The organism is Mycobacterium sp. MMS18-G62, from assembly GCF_053877835.1.
Genome location: NZ_CM132662.1, coordinates 1,332,983 through 1,348,916, shown reverse-complemented (window position 1 = coordinate 1,348,916; position 15,934 = coordinate 1,332,983). Strand labels below are relative to the sequence as shown.

The following is a 15,934-nucleotide window of genomic DNA, read 5'->3' as shown; positions in this document are numbered from 1 at the left end:
CTAGGCCAGCCGGTCCGCGATCGTCGACTCGGCCAGCTGGGACAGCCCTTCGCGAATGTGGCGGGCCCACATCGAGCCGATGCCTTCGACCGACTGCAAGTCATCCGAACTTGCGGCTAGAAGCCCTTGCAGCGAACCGAACGACCGAACCAACAGATCCACATGGGCGAACTGCAGCCGCGGAATACCGGCCATGGCGCGGTAGCCGCGCGAACTCATCGCCGAATCTTGCGCCTCGGCTGTCGACGGATAGCCGAAAACCCTTGCAAGCGCGGTGAAGTCGAGTAGCTCGTTATCCGAAAGGGAGTCCAGCTCTTCCAGAGTCGCGGTGACCTGAGCGGCGGTCGGGGCATCGGGATTGGCGTGGTAGTCGCGCACGATCAGCTCACGAGCAGTGTCGATGTCACCGGCCAGCTCTTCCAGCTGCAGCTTGAGCTGACGACCGTCGGTGCCCAATTCGACTACATCGGAGTCGATTTCGAGGCTGATGCGGCGCACCATCTCCAACCGCTGCACGACGGTCATCACGTCACGCAGCGTGACGAAGTCCTCGATCTCCGCGGTCGACAGCTGGCGGCTGACCTCGTCGAGGCGCGTCTTGTAGCGCTCCAGCGTGTCGATGGTCTGGTTGGCGCGCGACAGGATGGTCGCCGAATCCGGCACGACGTGGCGCTCGCCGGCGACGTAGACCGTGACGATGCTCATCGAATGGCTCACCGAAATCACCGGATAGCCGGTCTGAATCGCGGTGCGCTCGGCTGAGCGGTGCCGGGTGCCGGACTCGTCGGTGGGTATCGACGGGTCGGGCACAAGCTGGACGTTGGCCCGCAGGATGCGACTGCCGTCGCTGGAGAGCACGACGGCGCCGTCCATTTTCGACAGCTCACGCAACCTCGTAGGCGCGTAACGGACGTCCAGCGAAAAGCCGCCATCGCAGATCGCTTCGACGCTGTCGTCGTAGCCGAGCAGTATCAGGGCGCCGGTGCGGCCGCGCAGTATGCGCTCGAGGCCGTCGCGCAATGCGGTCCCTGGAGCCAGCCGCGCGATGGTCTCGCGCAGCGTGGGACGGGCGAGCTGCACCACGTTGCGGCGTGACCTGCCGGCGGACTTCACGGCCATTTCTTCTCCTCGGGTCGGCCGCTGTTGGCGTTAGTGTCGCTGATCTGACGCAACACCCGCAACGCCGTTCCGATGTTGTCGGCAGGATGCGCCTGCAAACCCGGCGGGGTCGCCGTCACGCCCGCCGGCACCACCGCGATGCCGAACCCGAGCCGTGCCGCCTCGGTCAACCTTCGGTCCATGCCGCTGACCCGGCGTAAATCCCCGGCGAGCCCGACCTCGCCGATCACCACAGCGTTGGCGGGCAGCGGCCAGTCGGCATAGGACGACGCGATCGCAAGGGCCACCGCCAGATCCGACGACGGGTCGGTGAGCCGCATGCCGCCGACCGTCGACAGGTAGATGTCATTGGCGCCGACGGGCAGCCTGGCCCTCTTCTCCAACACCGCGGTGATCATGGCCGCGCGCGACGAGTCGATCCCGCTGACCGCTCGCCGCGGCGTCCCGCTCGCCGGCGCGCCGATCAGCGCCTGCACCTCGCCGATCAACGGCCGCTTTCCGTCGAGCGTGACTGTGACCGCGGTGCCCGATACCGGCTTGGGCCGCTGATCGAGGAATAAACCCGACGGGTCGGCAACACATTCAATCCCGTTGTCGTGCAACAGGAAACAGCCAACCTCGTCGGCGGCGCCGAAGCGGTTCTTTACCCCGCGCACCATCCGAAGCGCCGAAGCCCTGTCGCCCTCGAAGTGCAGCACGACGTCGACGAGATGCTCCAGCGACCGCGGCCCCGCGATCGCGCCGTCTTTGGTGACGTGGCCGACCAGAATCATCGCGACGCCGGATGTCTTGGCGGCCATGGTCAGCGCCGTGGTGACCGCCCGAACCTGCGTGACGCCGCCGGTGACGCCGTCGACCTCGGCGGTCGACATGGTCTGCACCGAATCGACCACCACAAGCGTTGGCTGCACCTGCTCGATGTGGCCGAGCGCCATCTGCAGATCCGATTCGGCGGCCAGATAGACCTCGTCGTGGGTGCAACCAGTCCGTTCCGCGCGCAGCCGGATCTGCCCCGCCGACTCCTCACCGGACAGGTACAACGCCCGCTTGCCCGCCCGTGCCCAGCGATGCGCCACCTCGAGCAGCAGCGTCGACTTGCCGACCCCGGGATCGCCCGCCAGCAGCGTCACCGAACCAGGGACGAGGCCGCCACCCAATACACGGTCGAGTTCGCTGACCCCGGTGTGAAAGTGGCGCGTGGTGCCGGGGTCGATCGAGCTGAGCGGCACTGCCGGTGAGGTGGGTACCACGGCGCGCCGCGCTGCCGAACCGTTGACGGCTGCCAGGACCGCGACTTCGTCGACCGTTCCCCAGGTGCCGCAATCCGGGCATCGGCCGACCCATTTGGCCGTGACGTGGTGGCATTCCGAGCAGCGATACTGCGAACGCGCTTTGGCCACGCCGTGACCGTAGCTGGTTGGACCGACAGCCCGCCGAAAAAGACCTAGTGGTGACCGGTCGTGTCGTCGCTGGGCTTCAGTGGCTCTTCCGCGCGCCGCGGCGCTTCGCCTGCCGAGATCGGCACGGTCACCGTGATCTCACCGGACTTCTCGAACGTGAACTTGAAGTTGTACGTCAGCCCGTTGGTGATCGGCTTGGACAGCGCGACGGCTGCTTTCGCTCCGTCGGTGGACTCTGCGGACTCCAGCGCGGCGGTCTGCCCGTCGGGCTGGCCCACGACCAACACGCCGCCGGCGGGCACGGTGGTGTCGCCGCTCAACGACACCCTTCCGATGTCGGAGTCGATCGACACGAGCTTGTCGTTGACGTCAGGGGAGGTGTTGACCGCCGTGAAGATAAGCTCCACGTCGCGACCGGGCTGGACATAGTCCGTGCTCTGGACGGCGCGCAGGTGGATGTTGCGCAGTGCAACGGTGCCGATGTTGCCGCTGGTGCCGTTGACCGCCGGCTCCTGGGTCGCCATCTGAGAAACCTGCCCGGCGCCGCATCCGGAGAGGGCGACGGCGGCCGCCAGCCCGAACGCGGCCAGCGCAGAAGTACGCGGTTTGAAGCGGTCCACTGGGCCTCCTGCTCGCCGACGGCGCGACCAACATCCGAGTCGCTGTGATTCGACTATGCACAGTAGTAGGTGGCGATTGGCGGCGGTAGCTGAGGGCCGACGGCACGTCGACAGCTACCTCCGAGGGGAGAGAAAGCCGTCGTCAGCGCTCTTTAGAGCGACTTCCGCGTTGCACGGATTTGTCACCCTGTCAACCCCCAGTCTTCACCTTCAGTGCCCCTGACCTGCACCGTTGATACGCACGTGTCTAGGCCCCGTGTTAACATTGACTTGTGAAAGGGGCTCGTATCTGATGATTTTTAAGGTCGGAGACACCGTTGTCTATCCACACCACGGTGCTGCGTTGATCGAGGCGATCGAAACCCGGACCATCAAAGGCGAACAAAAGGAATACCTCGTCTTGAAGGTCGCCCAGGGGGACCTCACCGTTCGAGTACCCGCCGAGAACGCCGAGTACGTCGGCGTGCGCGATGTAGTGGGCCAGGAGGGCCTGGACAAGGTGTTTCAGGTGCTTCGCGCCCCGCACACCGAAGAGCCGACCAACTGGTCGCGCCGCTACAAGGCCAACCTCGAGAAGCTGGCTTCCGGCGACGTGAACAAGGTCGCCGAGGTCGTCCGCGATCTTTGGCGTCGGGATCAGGAGCGCGGCCTGTCCGCGGGTGAGAAGCGGATGCTGGCCAAGGCCCGTCAGATTTTGGTCGGCGAGCTGGCGCTTGCCGAGAACACCGATGACGCCAAGGCAGCAATCATCCTCGACGAGGTTCTGGCTGCCGCGTCGTAGTGACGCTGCCGCGCGTCGGGCTTGGCACCGACGTACATCCCATCCAGGCCGGTAGGCCGTGCTGGTTGCTGTGCTTGTTGTTCGAGGGCAATGACGGCTGCGCCGGTCACTCCGACGGCGATGTCGCCGCGCATGCGTTGTGCGACGCTCTGTTGTCCGCAGCGGGGCTCGGCGACATCGGCGAGGTGTTCGGCACCGACCGTGAGGAATGGCGGGGTGTCAGCGGTGCAGACATGCTGCGGCACGTGCACGGCTTGCTGGCGGCCGAGGGCTTCCGCGTCGGCAATGCGGCGGTTCAGGTGATCGGTAACCGGCCCAAGATCGGCCCGCGGCGCGCCGAGGCCCAGAAGGTGCTTTCGGAACTGTTGGATGCCCCCGTCTCGGTGTCGGCGACCACCACCGACGGTCTCGGGCTGACCGGCCGCGGTGAGGGCCTGGCCGCTATGGCCACGGCCTTGCTGGTCTCCGCCGAATAGGCCGGTAAGCTGGCGCGTCGTGACCGACGGAGCCGCCACTGCGGCTACATCCAGCCGCAGCGATATGCGGCTCTACGACACCATGGCCGGTGCCGTACGCGATTTCGTGCCGCTGCGACCCGGTCACGTCTCGATCTACCTGTGCGGCGCGACGGTGCAGGGTCTGCCCCACATCGGACACGTCCGCAGCGGCGTGGCGTTCGACGTGTTGCGCCGCTGGCTGATGGCCAAGGGCTACGACGTCGCGTTCATCCGCAACGTCACCGACATCGACGACAAGATCCTCCACAAGGCCGCCGATGCGGGCCGGCCATGGTGGGAATGGGCCGCCACCTACGAGCGCGCCTTTTCGACCGCCTACGACGCCCTGGGGGTGCTGCCACCGTCGGCTGAGCCGCGGGCCACCGGGCACATCACGCAGATGATCGAGCTGATCGAGCGGTTGATCGAACGAGGACATGCCTATACGGGTGACGGCGACGTCTACTTCGACGTGCTGAGCCTTCCTGACTACGGCAAGCTGTCCGGCCACCGGATCGACGACGTCCATCAGGGCGAGGGTGTGGCCACGGGCAAGCGCGACGAGCGTGACTTCACGCTGTGGAAGGGCGCCAAGCCTTCAGAGCCGTCGTGGCCGACGCCATGGGGCCGAGGCCGCCCCGGCTGGCACACCGAATGCGTGGCGATGTGCGAGAGCTACCTCGGTTCCGAGTTCGACATCCACGCCGGCGGCATGGATCTTGTGTTTCCCCACCATGAGAACGAGATCGCCCAGGCGGAGGCGGCCGGTGACTCGTTCGCCCGGTTCTGGCTGCACAACGGCTGGGTGACAATGGGCGGCGAGAAGATGAGCAAGTCGCTAGGCAATGTGTTGGCGATTCCGGCTGTGCTGCAACGGGTTCGGGCCGCGGAGCTGCGTTACTACCTGGGCAGCGCGCACTACAGGTCGATGCTCGAATTCTCCGAGACCGCACTGCAGGATGCGGCCAAGGCGTACACCGGCATCGAAGACTTCCTGCATCGGGTGCGCAACCGCGTCGGAGCTGTCGTGCCTGGCGAATGGACACCGAAGTACGCGGCCGCGTTGGACGACGATTTGGCGGTGCCGATCGCTCTTGCGGAGGTGCACGCCGCCCGTGCCGAGGGTAACCGCGCGCTGGACGCCGGCGACCACGAAGCCGCTCTGGCACAGGCGATGTCGATCCGGGCGATGATGGGCATCCTCGGCGCGGATCCACTCGACGAGCGCTGGGAATCCAAAGACGAGACGTCGGCCGCTCTGGCCGCCGTCGACGTGCTCGTGCACGCCGAGGTTCAACGCCGCGAGGACGCCCGTGCTCGCCGCGACTGGGCCGAGGCCGACGCGATCCGCGACCGGCTCAAGGAAGCCGGAATCGAAGTGACCGACACCGCCGATGGGCCGCAGTGGGCGCTGCTCGACGGGTACACCAAATAGATGGCTGGAAACTCCAAGCGCCGGGGTGCGGTTCGTAAACCCGGCACCAAGAAGGGGCCCACGGTCGGGTCCGGAGGCGTGCGCCGTCGCGGTCTGGAAGCCCGAGGCGCGACGCCGCCCGCACACATGCGGCCCGGCCACCCGGCGGCCAAGCGGGCATCCAAAGCCGCAAAGCAGCAGCGGCAGGGCCGAAAGACCGACGACACCGAGATCGTGGTCGGCCGCAATCCGGTCGTGGAATGCCTGCGAGCCGGAGTGCCCGCCACTGCGCTTTACGTGGCGCTCGGCGCCGAAGCCGACGAGCGGATGACCGAATCCGTAAGAATCGCAGCAGATTCCGGAATCTCGATCCTGGAAGTACAGCGCCACGATCTGGACCGCATCGCCTCCAACGGCATGCATCAAGGCGTCGCGCTGCAGGTTCCGCCGTACCAATACGCACATCCCGACGACTTGCTCGCCGCCGCAACCGCCGACAGCACGCCGGCACTGCTGGTGGCCTTGGACAACATCTCCGACCCACGGAACCTCGGCGCGATCGTCCGGTCGGTCGCCGCATTCGGTGGTCACGGCGTGGTGATCCCGCAGCGGCGCTCCGCCTCCGTCACCGCGGTCGCGTGGCGCACGAGCGCGGGTGCGGCGGCTCGGTTGCGGGTCGCTCGCGCGACGAATCTCAATCGGACGCTGAAGAGTTGGGGCGACGCCGGTCTGCAGGTCGTCGGACTCGACGCCGGCGGGGACACGCCGATCGACGAGCTGGACGGCAGCGCGCCGACGGTCGTGGTTGTCGGTTCCGAGGGCAAGGGACTGTCACGACTTGTGCGGGAGAACTGCGATGCCGTGGTGTCGATCCCGATGGCGGGACCGACGGAGTCGCTGAACGCCTCTGTGGCCGCCGGAGTGGTGCTCGCCGAAATCGCTCGCCAGCGACGGGGCTGATTTCTTCGGCTCGGTGTCTAGAGCACCTTGACCAGCGTTGTGGACTTTGGCTCGACGCCCGCGCCGGGGGTGGCGCGGCGAAGCCGCTTTCCCACCCACGGCGCCGCGAATGCGAACGTCCATCGCAGGTTCGCCCAGAAGTTGCGCGCCGGCGGTGTCGACGCCAGCAAGGCGGCCGATCGGCTGGGCAGACTGTGGGGAACAGTCAGTGTGTCAAGAACTTTCGCGGCCATCCGCTCATGCCCCAGCGGTGACAGATGGATACGATCTCCCGCCCACAAACGCGGATCGCGAAACTCGGTGAATCGCCAGAAATCGACGAGCCGCAAGTCCAAGTCGTCGGCGATGCCTCGCAGCAGTTCGTTGTAGACCGCAGCGCGGCCCCGCAGCCGCCGAAACAGCGGCACAGTGCCGAGATCGCCCGCCGTAAACGCCAACACTGTTGCGCCCGTCTGCTGCAATGTCTTCAGTCCGTCGGCATACCTGGCCATCATCGCGTCGATGTCGTTGCGCACCAACAACAAGTTGTTCATGCCGGCGTAGACAGTGACGAGGTCCGGCTCGAGCATGACGGCGGTCTGCACTTGATCCGCGAGGATCTCGTCCATCCTGCGACCACGCACGGCCAGGTTGGCGTAGCGAAGTTCTGGGTTGTTCTGCGACAGCGCGACTGCGACGTGATCCGCCCATCCGCGCAAACCGTTCGGACTGCTGGGATGTGGATCGCCGACACCCTCGGTGAAAGAGTCGCCGAGCGCCACATACCTCGTGAACACGACCACGGGACCAATTGTGCCGACGCTACGGCGATTCGCTCGCCGCAGCGCCGCCGATCGACGATTCGACGTCCGCCGTCCGACCGCTGTTCGCGTCGACGTAACCGCTGTTTTGCTCTACAGCCCGAAGAGCCGAATCCCAACCCACAGCGCGAGCACCGAAGCGGCCAAGGTGACTGGGACCGTGCACAACCCGATGCGGCTGAACTCTACATAACCAGTCGAAATATCGCGCCGCACGACGCCGCGCCACAGCAGATTCGCCAGCGAACCCACATACGTCAGGTTGGGCCCGATGTTCACCCCGATCAGCACGGCAAGCACTGCGGCGGGACCCGACGCTGCGACCAGCGGCAGCAACACGAGCACCGCAGGCAGGTTGTTGACGACGTTGGACAGAACCGCCGCGACGGCCGCGACACCGAGGAGTGCGGGAAAGGTGTGACCGCTGGGCAGCACGTCGCGCATCGCGGTCTGCAGGCCGTTGACCATCACCGCTGCGACGACGACGCCGAGGCACAGCACAAACGCCAGGAACGGCACATCGAGGGCCTTCGCGATGCCTTTCACGCTGCTGCGCCCTTGGGCCAGCCCGCGCACACCGAGCACGACCGCACCCGCGAGTGCCGCCCATGCAGGTGAGAAGCCCAGCAGCGAGGCGACAGCGAACCCGACGAGCGTCGCTACCAGCACAACCAGAACAAACACCGGCACCTCTGCAGGGCCGGTATCGTCGTGCTTGGGCGCCACTGCGAGTTCGCGTGCGAAAACCCAACGCAGAGCTACGAATTCGACGGCTATCGCGGCAATCCACGGCAGCGTCATCACCGCCGCAAAATGCAGGAAGGAGATGCCAGCAGCGCTGAACGCGAGAAGGTTTGTCAGGTTCGACACCGGCAAGAGCAAGGACGCGGTGTTGGCCAGATGCGCGGTGGCATAGGCATGCGGCTTGGGCGGCACGGCCAGAGTGCGGGCGGTCGCCAGCACCACAGGGGTCAGCAACACCACGGTTGCGTCCAGGCTCAGCACCGCGGTCGTCGCCGCTGCGATCACGAAAACCATTGCAAAGACCCGCTGTTGGTTACCGTCAGTGCTTCGGGCCATCGCGACTCCCGCTGCACGGAACAAGCCCTCGTCGTCGCACAGCCGGGCAAGCACCAGCACCGCCGCCAAGAACCCCACCACCGGCAGCAGGCGACCGACTTCGGCCGCCGCGTCGTGCCATGAGATCGCACCGAGCGCGATGAGTATGCCTGCCGCGGGCACAGCCGCTGCGGCCTCGGGCCAGCCGTGGGGACGCGCCATCGCATAGCCGAGCACCACGGCCAGCGCCACCAGCGCCAGCGTCAGCGCCACGGGTCAGCGTGATGCCACAGTGTGGGCAGATGCAGTGAAATTCCGTCCTGCTCGGCCAGCCGGGTCAATACCCGCATGGAGACATCCAGGTCGTCGCCGGCATAGGGGAGTGCGCGCAGCGGTGCGTGCAACGGGCGAAAGAAGTCGTCCCAGTGGATCAATACGACTCGGCGCGCACCCACGGTGCGCACGGTCTCGGTCCAATAGTCGATCAGATACTGCTCGGGCTGAAGTCCGAGTTGCCCGACGCCCAGATACACCACGTCGGCCTGCTGTTCGGCAAGCGCTCCGCGGATGAAGCCCGCGCTGCCGACGATCAACAGGCGGCGGTCCGACGGGCGGTGGTGTATCAGCGTCGACCACGCCTCACCGCACTTGTAGGCAGACACCTTCACCGGCGGGATGACCGGTTCGGTGATCACGCCGGGAAAGCGGTCGGGAGGACAGTGATGACCTTCGATCAGCGTGACGTCGTACGCCCCAAGGGATATCGGCTCGCCAGGAGCAGCGGCGACGATGCGGTCCTCCGGCAATCCGCCCCCACGCCCCACCTGCGCGGCGGATGTGCCGCCGACCAATCGCGCACCGGTCCGCCCCGCAACGACCGCTGAGTCCATCGCGTGGTCGAAATGCGTGTGCACCGGCAGCACAGCCTCCAGCCGGTCCACGCCGAGGCGGCCCAGGCAGCCGTCGATGCGTGGTTCCGACGGCGACAATGCCCGCAGACCTATTTCGAAAAGACTTGGCCGCGAAAAGAATCCGTCCGTCATCAGCGCCGACGACCCGTCGTCGATGAGCAGCGTCGTGACACCAGCCCACGTGACCGTCAACGGTGTGTCCTGCTCGGCTGAAGGCTCGTCGAAGTAGCGTGAGTAGTGCTTCAGGTCAGGCCGGCCGAGCTTCAGGCGCATCAGGTGAACGCTCTGATCTCGACACCATCGGCCATCAGCCGGTCCCGGACCGCGTTGGCGATCTCCACCGCTCCTGGCGAATCACCGTGCACACAAATGGATTCGACGGTGATCGGAATTGTCGAGCCGTCGACGGCCGCGACCCGGCCTGCCCCGACCATCGACGCGACCCGATCGGCGATCTCAGCGACATCGCGCAGTACTGCGTGACGCTCGCGGCGCGAAACTAGTTGGCCGTCAGGGCGATACGACCGGTCGGCAAATGCCTCCGGCACGGTGCGCAGACCCAGTTCTTCCGCCTCGGAGAAGAACGCCGAACCGGCCAGGCCAAGGACCGGCAGGGTGGGATCGACGGTGTGCACAGCCTGCGCCACTGCGCGGGCCTGGCTGCGATGGGACACGATCGCGTTGTACAGCGCCCCATGGGGTTTGACATAGCTCACGGCCGAGCCCGCGGCCCGGGCGAGCGCATGAAGCGCGCCGATTTGGTAGACGATCTCGGCCGTCAGCTCCTCCGGATGAACATCGATGAAACGCCTGCCGAACCCGGCCAGATCGCGGTAACTCACCTGGGCGCCAATACGCACACCGCGCTCGGCGGCTGCGCGACAGGTGCGCGCCAGAGTTGCCGCGTCGCCGGCGTGGAACCCGCATGCCACGTTGGCGCTGGTGACCACGTCGAGCATCGCCTCGTCGTCACCGAGCTGCCACACCCCGAAGCTTTCGCCGAGGTCGGCATTGAGATCGACGTAAACCACAAATCCCAGCCTAGGCCCGCGCGGGTGCGGTCCACCCGTTCTCCGAGACGAACTCGTCCAGCGGACGCCCGAACGCCCATTCGTCGACCTCCAGTGCGGGCCGATCCGGGAACTCGGGGACGGGCCCGAGACACAGGATCGCGACCGGCTCCGCATCGTCGGGCATCACAAGCAGCTCGGCCAGTTTCTGCGGGTCGAATATCGACACCCAGCCCATGCCGATGCCTTCGGCGCGGGCGGCGAGCCAGAGGTTCTGGATTGCGCACGACACCGACGCGAGATCCATCTGCGGCAGTGTCCGTCGGCCGAACACGTGGGCCTGTCTCCCGTCGCACAAGGCCACCACGAACAGTTCGGCGCACTCGCGTATCCCTTCGACCTTGAGCGCGAGGAACTCGTCGGCGCGTGGTCCAAGCGCGTCGGCGGTCCGTAGCCGCTCCTCGTCGACCAGCTCGTGGATATGTTCCCGCAACTTCGCGTCCGTGATGCGGATGAACCGCCACGGCTGCATCAGGCCGACACTCGGCGCCGAATGCGCGGCGGCCAACAGCCGCGCCATGACGTCGTCGGGCACCACGGAGCCGGGCACGAAGCGGCGCATATCGCGGCGCTCACCGATCACCCGGTAGATCGCTCGGCGCTCCGGTGCGCTGTATGCGTGCTCGCTCACGTCGGTGAGCTTACGGAGCCGCTCGGCCGGCGACATTGAATGAGGTGGCACGATCGTGGGGTGGCCCGCGACGACGTCCTGATCACCGCGACCGAACTGACGAAACGCCTGGCCGACGGCGATTCGGTGGCGATCCTGGACGTGCGCTGGCAGTTGACTGAACCCGACGGACGCGCCGCCTACGAGCGGGGCCACATCCCCGGTGCCGTGTACGTGTCGCTCGAAGACGAGCTGAGCGACCACACCGTTTCCGGCCGGGGACGGCATCCGCTGCCGTCGGGTCGCAGCGTGCAAGCCTCTGCCCGGCGCTGGGGTGTCCGCGACGGCGTGCCGGTCGTGGTCTACGACGACTGGAATCGGGCAGGTTCGGCGCGCGCGTGGTGGGTGTTGACGGCTGCAGGGATTTCGGACGTGCGCATTCTCGATGGCGGTTTGGGCGCATGGACTGGGCCGCTCGAGACCGGGACGGTGTCGCCGGAGCCGGGCGATGTGACCGTCGCGCATGACGATCTGCACGCGGGGGCCCGTGCGACGCTGACCGCCGCGCAGGCCGCAACGGCAAGTCTGATCGACGCGCGAGCCCCTGAGCGATTCCGCGGTGATGTCGAACCGATCGATCCGGTAGCCGGACATATCCCCGGAGCACGCAACGTGCCGAGCACATCGTTGTTGGCCGACGACGGGACGTTTTCACTCGATCGGCTGCCGTCGCTCGACGGGCCGGTGGGAACCTACTGCGGTTCGGGCGTCACGGCGTCGGTCGTGGTGGCCGCATTCGCCGCTGCCGGTGTCGACGCGGCCCTGTATCCCGGTTCGTGGTCTGAATGGTGTTCGGACCCTTCGCGTCCCGTCGAACGCGACTAAGCGGCACGGTCGCGCTTACCGACCAGCCAGCAGACCAAGAAGATCGCGAACGAAATGCTGGTGACGAACACCGACACCGGAACTCCTGGCGCCAGCGACAACACAATGCCGCCGACCGCCGAGATTTCGGCGAAGACGACCGATGCCGCCATCGTCGCGACGGGTGACACAAACACCCGCACCGCGGCGGCCGCGGGCGTGATCAACAGCGACATCACCAGCAGCGCGCCGACGATCTGCACGCCTTGGGCGGCGGTCACCCCGACCAGCGCGGCGAACACAATGCCCAACGCGCGCACCGGAACTCCGCGGCCCGCAGCCACCTCCGGGTCGACGGTCGCGAACAACAGCGGCCGGTAGGACACCGCCAGCACGACGATCACCACTGCGGCCACGACGGCGAGGAGCGCGAGCCCGGAGTAGCCCACGCCAACGATCTGCCCGGTCAGCAGTGCGAAGCTGGTCCCCGTGCGGCCGGGGTAGAGGTGGATGAACAGCACCGCAAGACCGAGCCCGAATGCGAGCACGACGCCGATCGCCGAGTCGCGCTCGCGGACGCGCTGGCCGAGGATGCCGAACAGCACGGCCGCAAGCCCACACCCGACGAGCGCGCCGACACCGACGTTGAAGCCGGCCAGGAGCGCGAAAGCCGCGCCGGTGAGCGATAATTCGGACGACCCGTGTACCGCGAACGACATCTGCCGCATCACGATGAACGGACCGATCAAACCGGACACCAACGCGAGCAGCGCAGCGGCCAACAGGGCGTGCTGGACGAAGTCGCGCTGCAGCAAGTCGGCCGTGATGTCGAACGAGAACAGGTTGGACAGCAGGTCGGTAAGGCGCTCACTCATGTTCGTGTCCGCTCGCGTGACCCGAGTGGTCTAGGTGCTCACCGACGACGACGTAGCGGTCACGGACCTTGACCACCTGGATGTCGGCGCGATACAGCTCGGACAGTGTCGCCGACGTCATCACCTCTTCGACCGTGCCGACACGGAACCTGCCGTCGACCAGATAGAGCACCCGATCCACATAGGGCAGAACAGGATTCACCTCGTGCGTGACGAACAGCACGGCGGTGTTGGCCTCGCGACGGCGTTGGTCGATCAGCCCGGACACCAGGCGGGCGTTGGCCGGGTCGAGGTTCAAAAGCGGTTCGTCGCACAGCAATAACAACGGATCGGTGGCCAGCGCCTGTGCGATCCGCACGCGCTGCAGCTCACCGCCGGACATCACGCCGACGGACACACCGGCGAGCCGCTCGCCGTTGACCTGATGCAGCGCGCGTTGCACGGCGGCGCGTTTCGTCGATCGGTCACGCAAGCTCGTCAGGCCCCATCGGTGGCCGTCATAGCCGAGGCCGACGAGGTCCTGGCCGCGCAGCGACAGTCCCCGCTCCACAGATCGGTGCTGCGGGACGTAACCGATGCGCTCGCTGCCGGCTTCGACCCGTCTCCCGGCGACGGTCGCGGTGCCCGCACTGAGCGGCATCTGCCCAAGCAGCACCTTCAAGAGCGAGGTCTTACCGGTCCCGTTCGGGCCGAGCACGGCGACGAATTCGCCTGCGTGCACAGTGAGGTCCAGGTGGTCCCAAAGCACGCGATCGCCGAATGCCAGCCGGGCGCCGGTCAGCGAGACAACAGGGTCAGCAGACACAAGCAGTGACTATCTGTTCGCCTGAGCGGCGTTATCCAACTGACGGGCGACGTCATCGACCGTCTTGCGCTGCCAGTCGAGGTAGGTCTGACCTTCCGGCAACGTCTCGGTGACCTCGATGATCGGGACCGTCGCTGTGCGCGCCGCATCGGTGATCTGCTTGGTGACAGGGCTTTCGGTTTGCTTGTTGACCACAAGCGCCGACACCTGATGGGTGTTGATCAGGTCGAGGACGGCGGCGACGTCGGCCGGTGCCGGATCGTGGCTTTCCTCGGCCGCGGTGGCAAAACCCGGCGGGGTCTTGTCGGGGACGCCCATATTCAGCAGCAGGTAGTGCGCGACGGGTTCGGTGGCCAAGACGGACGCCCCGGGGTGGCCCGCGCCGATGGCCCGCTCTGCGGCGGCGACGGTGTCGGCCTCTTCACCGAACGTCGCGGCGTTGGCCTTGTAGTCGTCGGCGTGCGCGCTGTCCGCCTGCGCCAGCTTCTCGGCGATCTGGTTGGCGACGGCCTTCGCGGTCTCGAGGTCGTAGAAGACGTGCTCGTTGGCGGGCTGCGGATAGCCCGCGGGCAGCAGAGAGTAGGCGTTGACGGTCGGCACGCCCTGGTGGCTGGACAGCACGTCGTCGACCCAGTGGTCGTAGCCGCCTCCGTTGTAGACCATCAGCGACGCGTCGGCGATGGCCGCCACGTCGGCGGGGGTGGCCTCGAAGGAATGCGGGTCGTCGGCTGCGCGGGTCACGATCGACTTCACGGCCGCATGGTCGCCGGTGACGGCGCTGGCCACGCTGCCCCAGACGTCGGTGGACGCGACGACTGACGGCGTGCCGTGACGCTGGGGTGCGGAGTTGTCCTGGCCGCAGCCTGCGACGCCGATTGCAACAGCTACCGCCGCACCCATGGCCAACATCGCGCGCATTCGTGTTCCCCTAATACAAATGAAAACCGTTTCCAATAACTCTAGCGCACGGAAACCGGGCAGTGCCATCCGCTCTTCGCGCAAGCGCTCATCGCTGACAAGTCGAGATCGGCTAACGTCACAGAGCATGTCCAGGAGTGCGACGCCCAGACGGCGGGCGACCCTGGCCTCATTGGCGGCCGAACTCAAGGTTTCGCGCACCACCATCTCCAATGCGTACAACCGGCCCGATCAGTTGTCCGCCGACCTGCGCGAGCGCGTGCTGGCCACCGCGAAGCGGTTGGGCTACCCCGGGCCGGACCCGGTGGCCCGCTCCCTGCGTACCCGCAAAGCGGGCGCGGTGGGACTGATGATCACCGAACCGCTCAACTATTCGTTCAGCGATCCGGCGGCGCTGGATTTCGTTGCGGGCCTTGCCGAATCGTGTGAAGAGGCGGGGCAAGGGCTCTTACTCGTCGCGATCGGGCCGAACCGCAGCGTGAGCGACGGGTCGGGAGCCGTGCTCGCTGCGGGTGTCGACGGGTTCGTCGTCTACTCGGCGTCAGACGACGACCCCTATCTGTCCGTAGTGCAGCAGCGGCACCTGCCCGTCGTCGTGGTCGATCAACCCAAGGATGTGCCGGGCACGTCGCGGATCTGCATCGACGACCGCGTCGCGATGCGCAAGCTTGCCGAATATGTTGTCGGGCTTGGTCATACCGACATCGGGCTGCTGACCATGCGTCTGGGCCGCGACTGGCCGCATGGCGGGCCGCGGCCGGCGGTCGCCGACCCGGAGCGGGTACAGACGCCGCACTTTCACGTGCAGCGCGAGCGCATCCACGGCGTCTACGACGCGATGACCGCCGCGGGTCTGGATCCGGATTCGCTAACCGTTGTGGAGAGCTACGAGCATCTACCGACGTCCGGTGGGGCCGCCGCGGAGGTGGCGCTCGACGCCAATCCACGTCTCACCGCGTTGATGTGTACGGCCGACGTCCTTGCCCTCTCGGCGATGGACTACCTGCGCGCCCGGGGAATCTACGTGCCGGGCCAGATGACCGTCACCGGTTTCGACGGCGTACCAGAGGCGTTGCGGCGCGGGCTGACCACCGTGGTGCAACCCAGCATGGAGAAGGGCCGCCGCGCCGGCCGGCTGCTGCACCACCCGCCGCGTGACGGACTGCCCGTTATCGACGTGCTCGACACCGAAGTGGTACGCGGCCGAACGTCCGGCCCACCCGCTTAATCG

At 66.8% G+C, this 15,934-nt stretch carries 17 protein-coding genes; 6 read left to right on the top strand and 11 right to left on the bottom strand.

What is annotated here, in order from left to right:
* Genes disA through ACWW36_RS06675 form a run of 3 tightly spaced genes read right to left on the bottom strand, consistent with a single transcriptional unit; the run spans position 1 to position 3,139 of the window.
* Entirely contained in the window at positions 1 to 1,119 is a 1,119-nt protein-coding gene (disA, locus tag ACWW36_RS06685) for a DNA integrity scanning diadenylate cyclase DisA (protein ID WP_456140798.1), read from the bottom strand.
* Positions 1,110 to 2,519: a DNA repair protein RadA gene (radA, locus tag ACWW36_RS06680; RefSeq protein WP_456140797.1), complete on the bottom strand. Its 1,410-nt coding sequence runs from the start codon at positions 2,517 to 2,519 to the stop codon at positions 1,110 to 1,112. Before radA ends, disA begins: the two co-directional genes overlap by 10 nt.
* Before the next feature lie 44 nt (positions 2,520 to 2,563).
* On the bottom strand, positions 2,564 to 3,139 hold the full coding sequence (locus ACWW36_RS06675) for a hypothetical protein (RefSeq protein ID WP_456140796.1): 576 nt from the start codon (positions 3,137 to 3,139) through the stop codon (positions 2,564 to 2,566).
* 292 nt (positions 3,140 to 3,431) lie between these two features.
* Between ACWW36_RS06675 and carD the strand changes: the two genes are divergently transcribed.
* From carD to rlmB, 4 genes are all read left to right on the top strand, one after another.
* Positions 3,432 to 3,920, top strand: a complete 489-nt coding sequence (carD, locus tag ACWW36_RS06670) for an RNA polymerase-binding transcription factor CarD (protein ID WP_015309632.1) — start codon at positions 3,432 to 3,434, stop codon at positions 3,918 to 3,920.
* Positions 3,920 to 4,396 (top strand): 2-C-methyl-D-erythritol 2,4-cyclodiphosphate synthase, encoded by a 477-nt coding sequence (ispF, locus tag ACWW36_RS06665; RefSeq protein WP_456140795.1) that lies wholly within the window; start codon positions 3,920 to 3,922, stop codon positions 4,394 to 4,396. The genes carD and ispF overlap by 1 nt, the downstream gene beginning before the upstream one ends.
* Before the next feature lie 64 nt (positions 4,397 to 4,460).
* Entirely contained in the window at positions 4,461 to 5,852 is a 1,392-nt protein-coding gene (gene cysS, locus ACWW36_RS06660; RefSeq protein WP_456142389.1) for a cysteine--tRNA ligase, read from the top strand.
* Positions 5,853 to 6,791, top strand: a complete 939-nt coding sequence (gene rlmB, locus ACWW36_RS06655; protein ID WP_456140794.1) for a 23S rRNA (guanosine(2251)-2'-O)-methyltransferase RlmB — start codon at positions 5,853 to 5,855, stop codon at positions 6,789 to 6,791. It abuts the gene before it with no gap.
* A 17-nt stretch (positions 6,792 to 6,808) separates the two neighbouring features.
* Here the strand turns inward: rlmB and ACWW36_RS06650 are convergent, their stop codons facing one another.
* The 5 genes from ACWW36_RS06650 to bluB form a co-directional block, all read right to left on the bottom strand.
* The gene (locus ACWW36_RS06650) at positions 6,809 to 7,567 is read right to left on the bottom strand and encodes an SGNH/GDSL hydrolase family protein (protein ID WP_456142388.1); all 759 of its coding nucleotides are present in this window, start codon (positions 7,565 to 7,567) and stop codon (positions 6,809 to 6,811) included.
* Between the two features lie 117 nt (positions 7,568 to 7,684).
* Positions 7,685 to 8,923, bottom strand: coding sequence for an SLC13 family permease (locus ACWW36_RS06645; RefSeq protein ID WP_456140793.1), 1,239 nt, complete (start codon positions 8,921 to 8,923; stop codon positions 7,685 to 7,687).
* Positions 8,914 to 9,834: an MBL fold metallo-hydrolase gene (locus ACWW36_RS06640; RefSeq protein ID WP_456140792.1), complete on the bottom strand. Its 921-nt coding sequence runs from the start codon at positions 9,832 to 9,834 to the stop codon at positions 8,914 to 8,916. The genes ACWW36_RS06645 and ACWW36_RS06640 overlap by 10 nt, the downstream gene beginning before the upstream one ends.
* The gene (locus ACWW36_RS06635) at positions 9,834 to 10,592 is read right to left on the bottom strand and encodes a LamB/YcsF family protein (protein ID WP_456140791.1); all 759 of its coding nucleotides are present in this window, start codon (positions 10,590 to 10,592) and stop codon (positions 9,834 to 9,836) included. Before ACWW36_RS06635 ends, ACWW36_RS06640 begins: the two co-directional genes overlap by 1 nt.
* A 10-nt stretch (positions 10,593 to 10,602) precedes the next feature.
* Entirely contained in the window at positions 10,603 to 11,298 is a 696-nt protein-coding gene (bluB, locus tag ACWW36_RS06630; RefSeq protein WP_456142387.1) for a 5,6-dimethylbenzimidazole synthase, read from the bottom strand.
* A gap of 24 nt (positions 11,299 to 11,322) precedes the next feature.
* Between bluB and ACWW36_RS06625 the strand changes: the two genes are divergently transcribed.
* The gene (locus ACWW36_RS06625; protein ID WP_456140790.1) at positions 11,323 to 12,126 is read left to right on the top strand and encodes a sulfurtransferase; all 804 of its coding nucleotides are present in this window, start codon (positions 11,323 to 11,325) and stop codon (positions 12,124 to 12,126) included.
* Here ACWW36_RS06625 and ACWW36_RS06620 read toward each other — a convergent pair.
* Genes ACWW36_RS06620 through ACWW36_RS06610 form a run of 3 tightly spaced genes read right to left on the bottom strand, consistent with a single transcriptional unit; the run spans position 12,123 to position 14,703 of the window.
* Entirely contained in the window at positions 12,123 to 12,980 is an 858-nt protein-coding gene (locus tag ACWW36_RS06620; protein WP_456140789.1) for a metal ABC transporter permease, read from the bottom strand. The two genes, ACWW36_RS06625 and ACWW36_RS06620, sit on opposite strands and share 4 nt — an antisense overlap.
* Entirely contained in the window at positions 12,973 to 13,785 is an 813-nt protein-coding gene (locus ACWW36_RS06615; protein ID WP_456140788.1) for a metal ABC transporter ATP-binding protein, read from the bottom strand. Before ACWW36_RS06615 ends, ACWW36_RS06620 begins: the two co-directional genes overlap by 8 nt.
* A gap of 9 nt (positions 13,786 to 13,794) precedes the next feature.
* Positions 13,795 to 14,703 carry a metal ABC transporter solute-binding protein, Zn/Mn family gene (locus ACWW36_RS06610; RefSeq protein WP_456140787.1) on the bottom strand — a complete coding sequence of 303 codons (909 nt, stop codon included), beginning with the start codon at positions 14,701 to 14,703 and terminating at the stop codon, positions 13,795 to 13,797.
* A 127-nt stretch (positions 14,704 to 14,830) separates the two neighbouring features.
* On the opposite strand from ACWW36_RS06610, the gene ACWW36_RS06605 reads away from it, so the two are divergent.
* Entirely contained in the window at positions 14,831 to 15,931 is a 1,101-nt protein-coding gene (locus tag ACWW36_RS06605; protein WP_456140786.1) for a LacI family DNA-binding transcriptional regulator, read from the top strand.
* Positions 15,932 to 15,934: the final 3 nt, after the last annotated feature.

What these genes read in the sequence shown, in the direction of transcription:
- cysS (WP_456142389.1), top strand. Translation starts at nt 4,461, where the DNA reads ATGCGGCTCTACGACACCATGGCCGGTGCCGTACGCGATTTCGTGCCG.
- disA (WP_456140798.1), bottom strand. Translation starts at nt 1,119, where the DNA reads ATGGCCGTGAAGTCCGCCGGCAGGTCACGCCGCAACGTGGTGCAGCTC.
- ACWW36_RS06620 (WP_456140789.1), bottom strand. Translation starts at nt 12,980, where the DNA reads ATGAGTGAGCGCCTTACCGACCTGCTGTCCAACCTGTTCTCGTTCGAC.
- ACWW36_RS06640 (WP_456140792.1), bottom strand. Translation starts at nt 9,834, where the DNA reads ATGCGCCTGAAGCTCGGCCGGCCTGACCTGAAGCACTACTCACGCTAC.
- ACWW36_RS06610 (WP_456140787.1), bottom strand. Translation starts at nt 14,703, where the DNA reads ATGCGCGCGATGTTGGCCATGGGTGCGGCGGTAGCTGTTGCAATCGGC.
- bluB (WP_456142387.1), bottom strand. Translation starts at nt 11,298, where the DNA reads ATGTCGCCGGCCGAGCGGCTCCGTAAGCTCACCGACGTGAGCGAGCAC.
- carD (WP_015309632.1), top strand. Translation starts at nt 3,432, where the DNA reads ATGATTTTTAAGGTCGGAGACACCGTTGTCTATCCACACCACGGTGCT.
- ACWW36_RS06605 (WP_456140786.1), top strand. Translation starts at nt 14,831, where the DNA reads ATGTCCAGGAGTGCGACGCCCAGACGGCGGGCGACCCTGGCCTCATTG.
- rlmB (WP_456140794.1), top strand. Translation starts at nt 5,853, where the DNA reads ATGGCTGGAAACTCCAAGCGCCGGGGTGCGGTTCGTAAACCCGGCACC.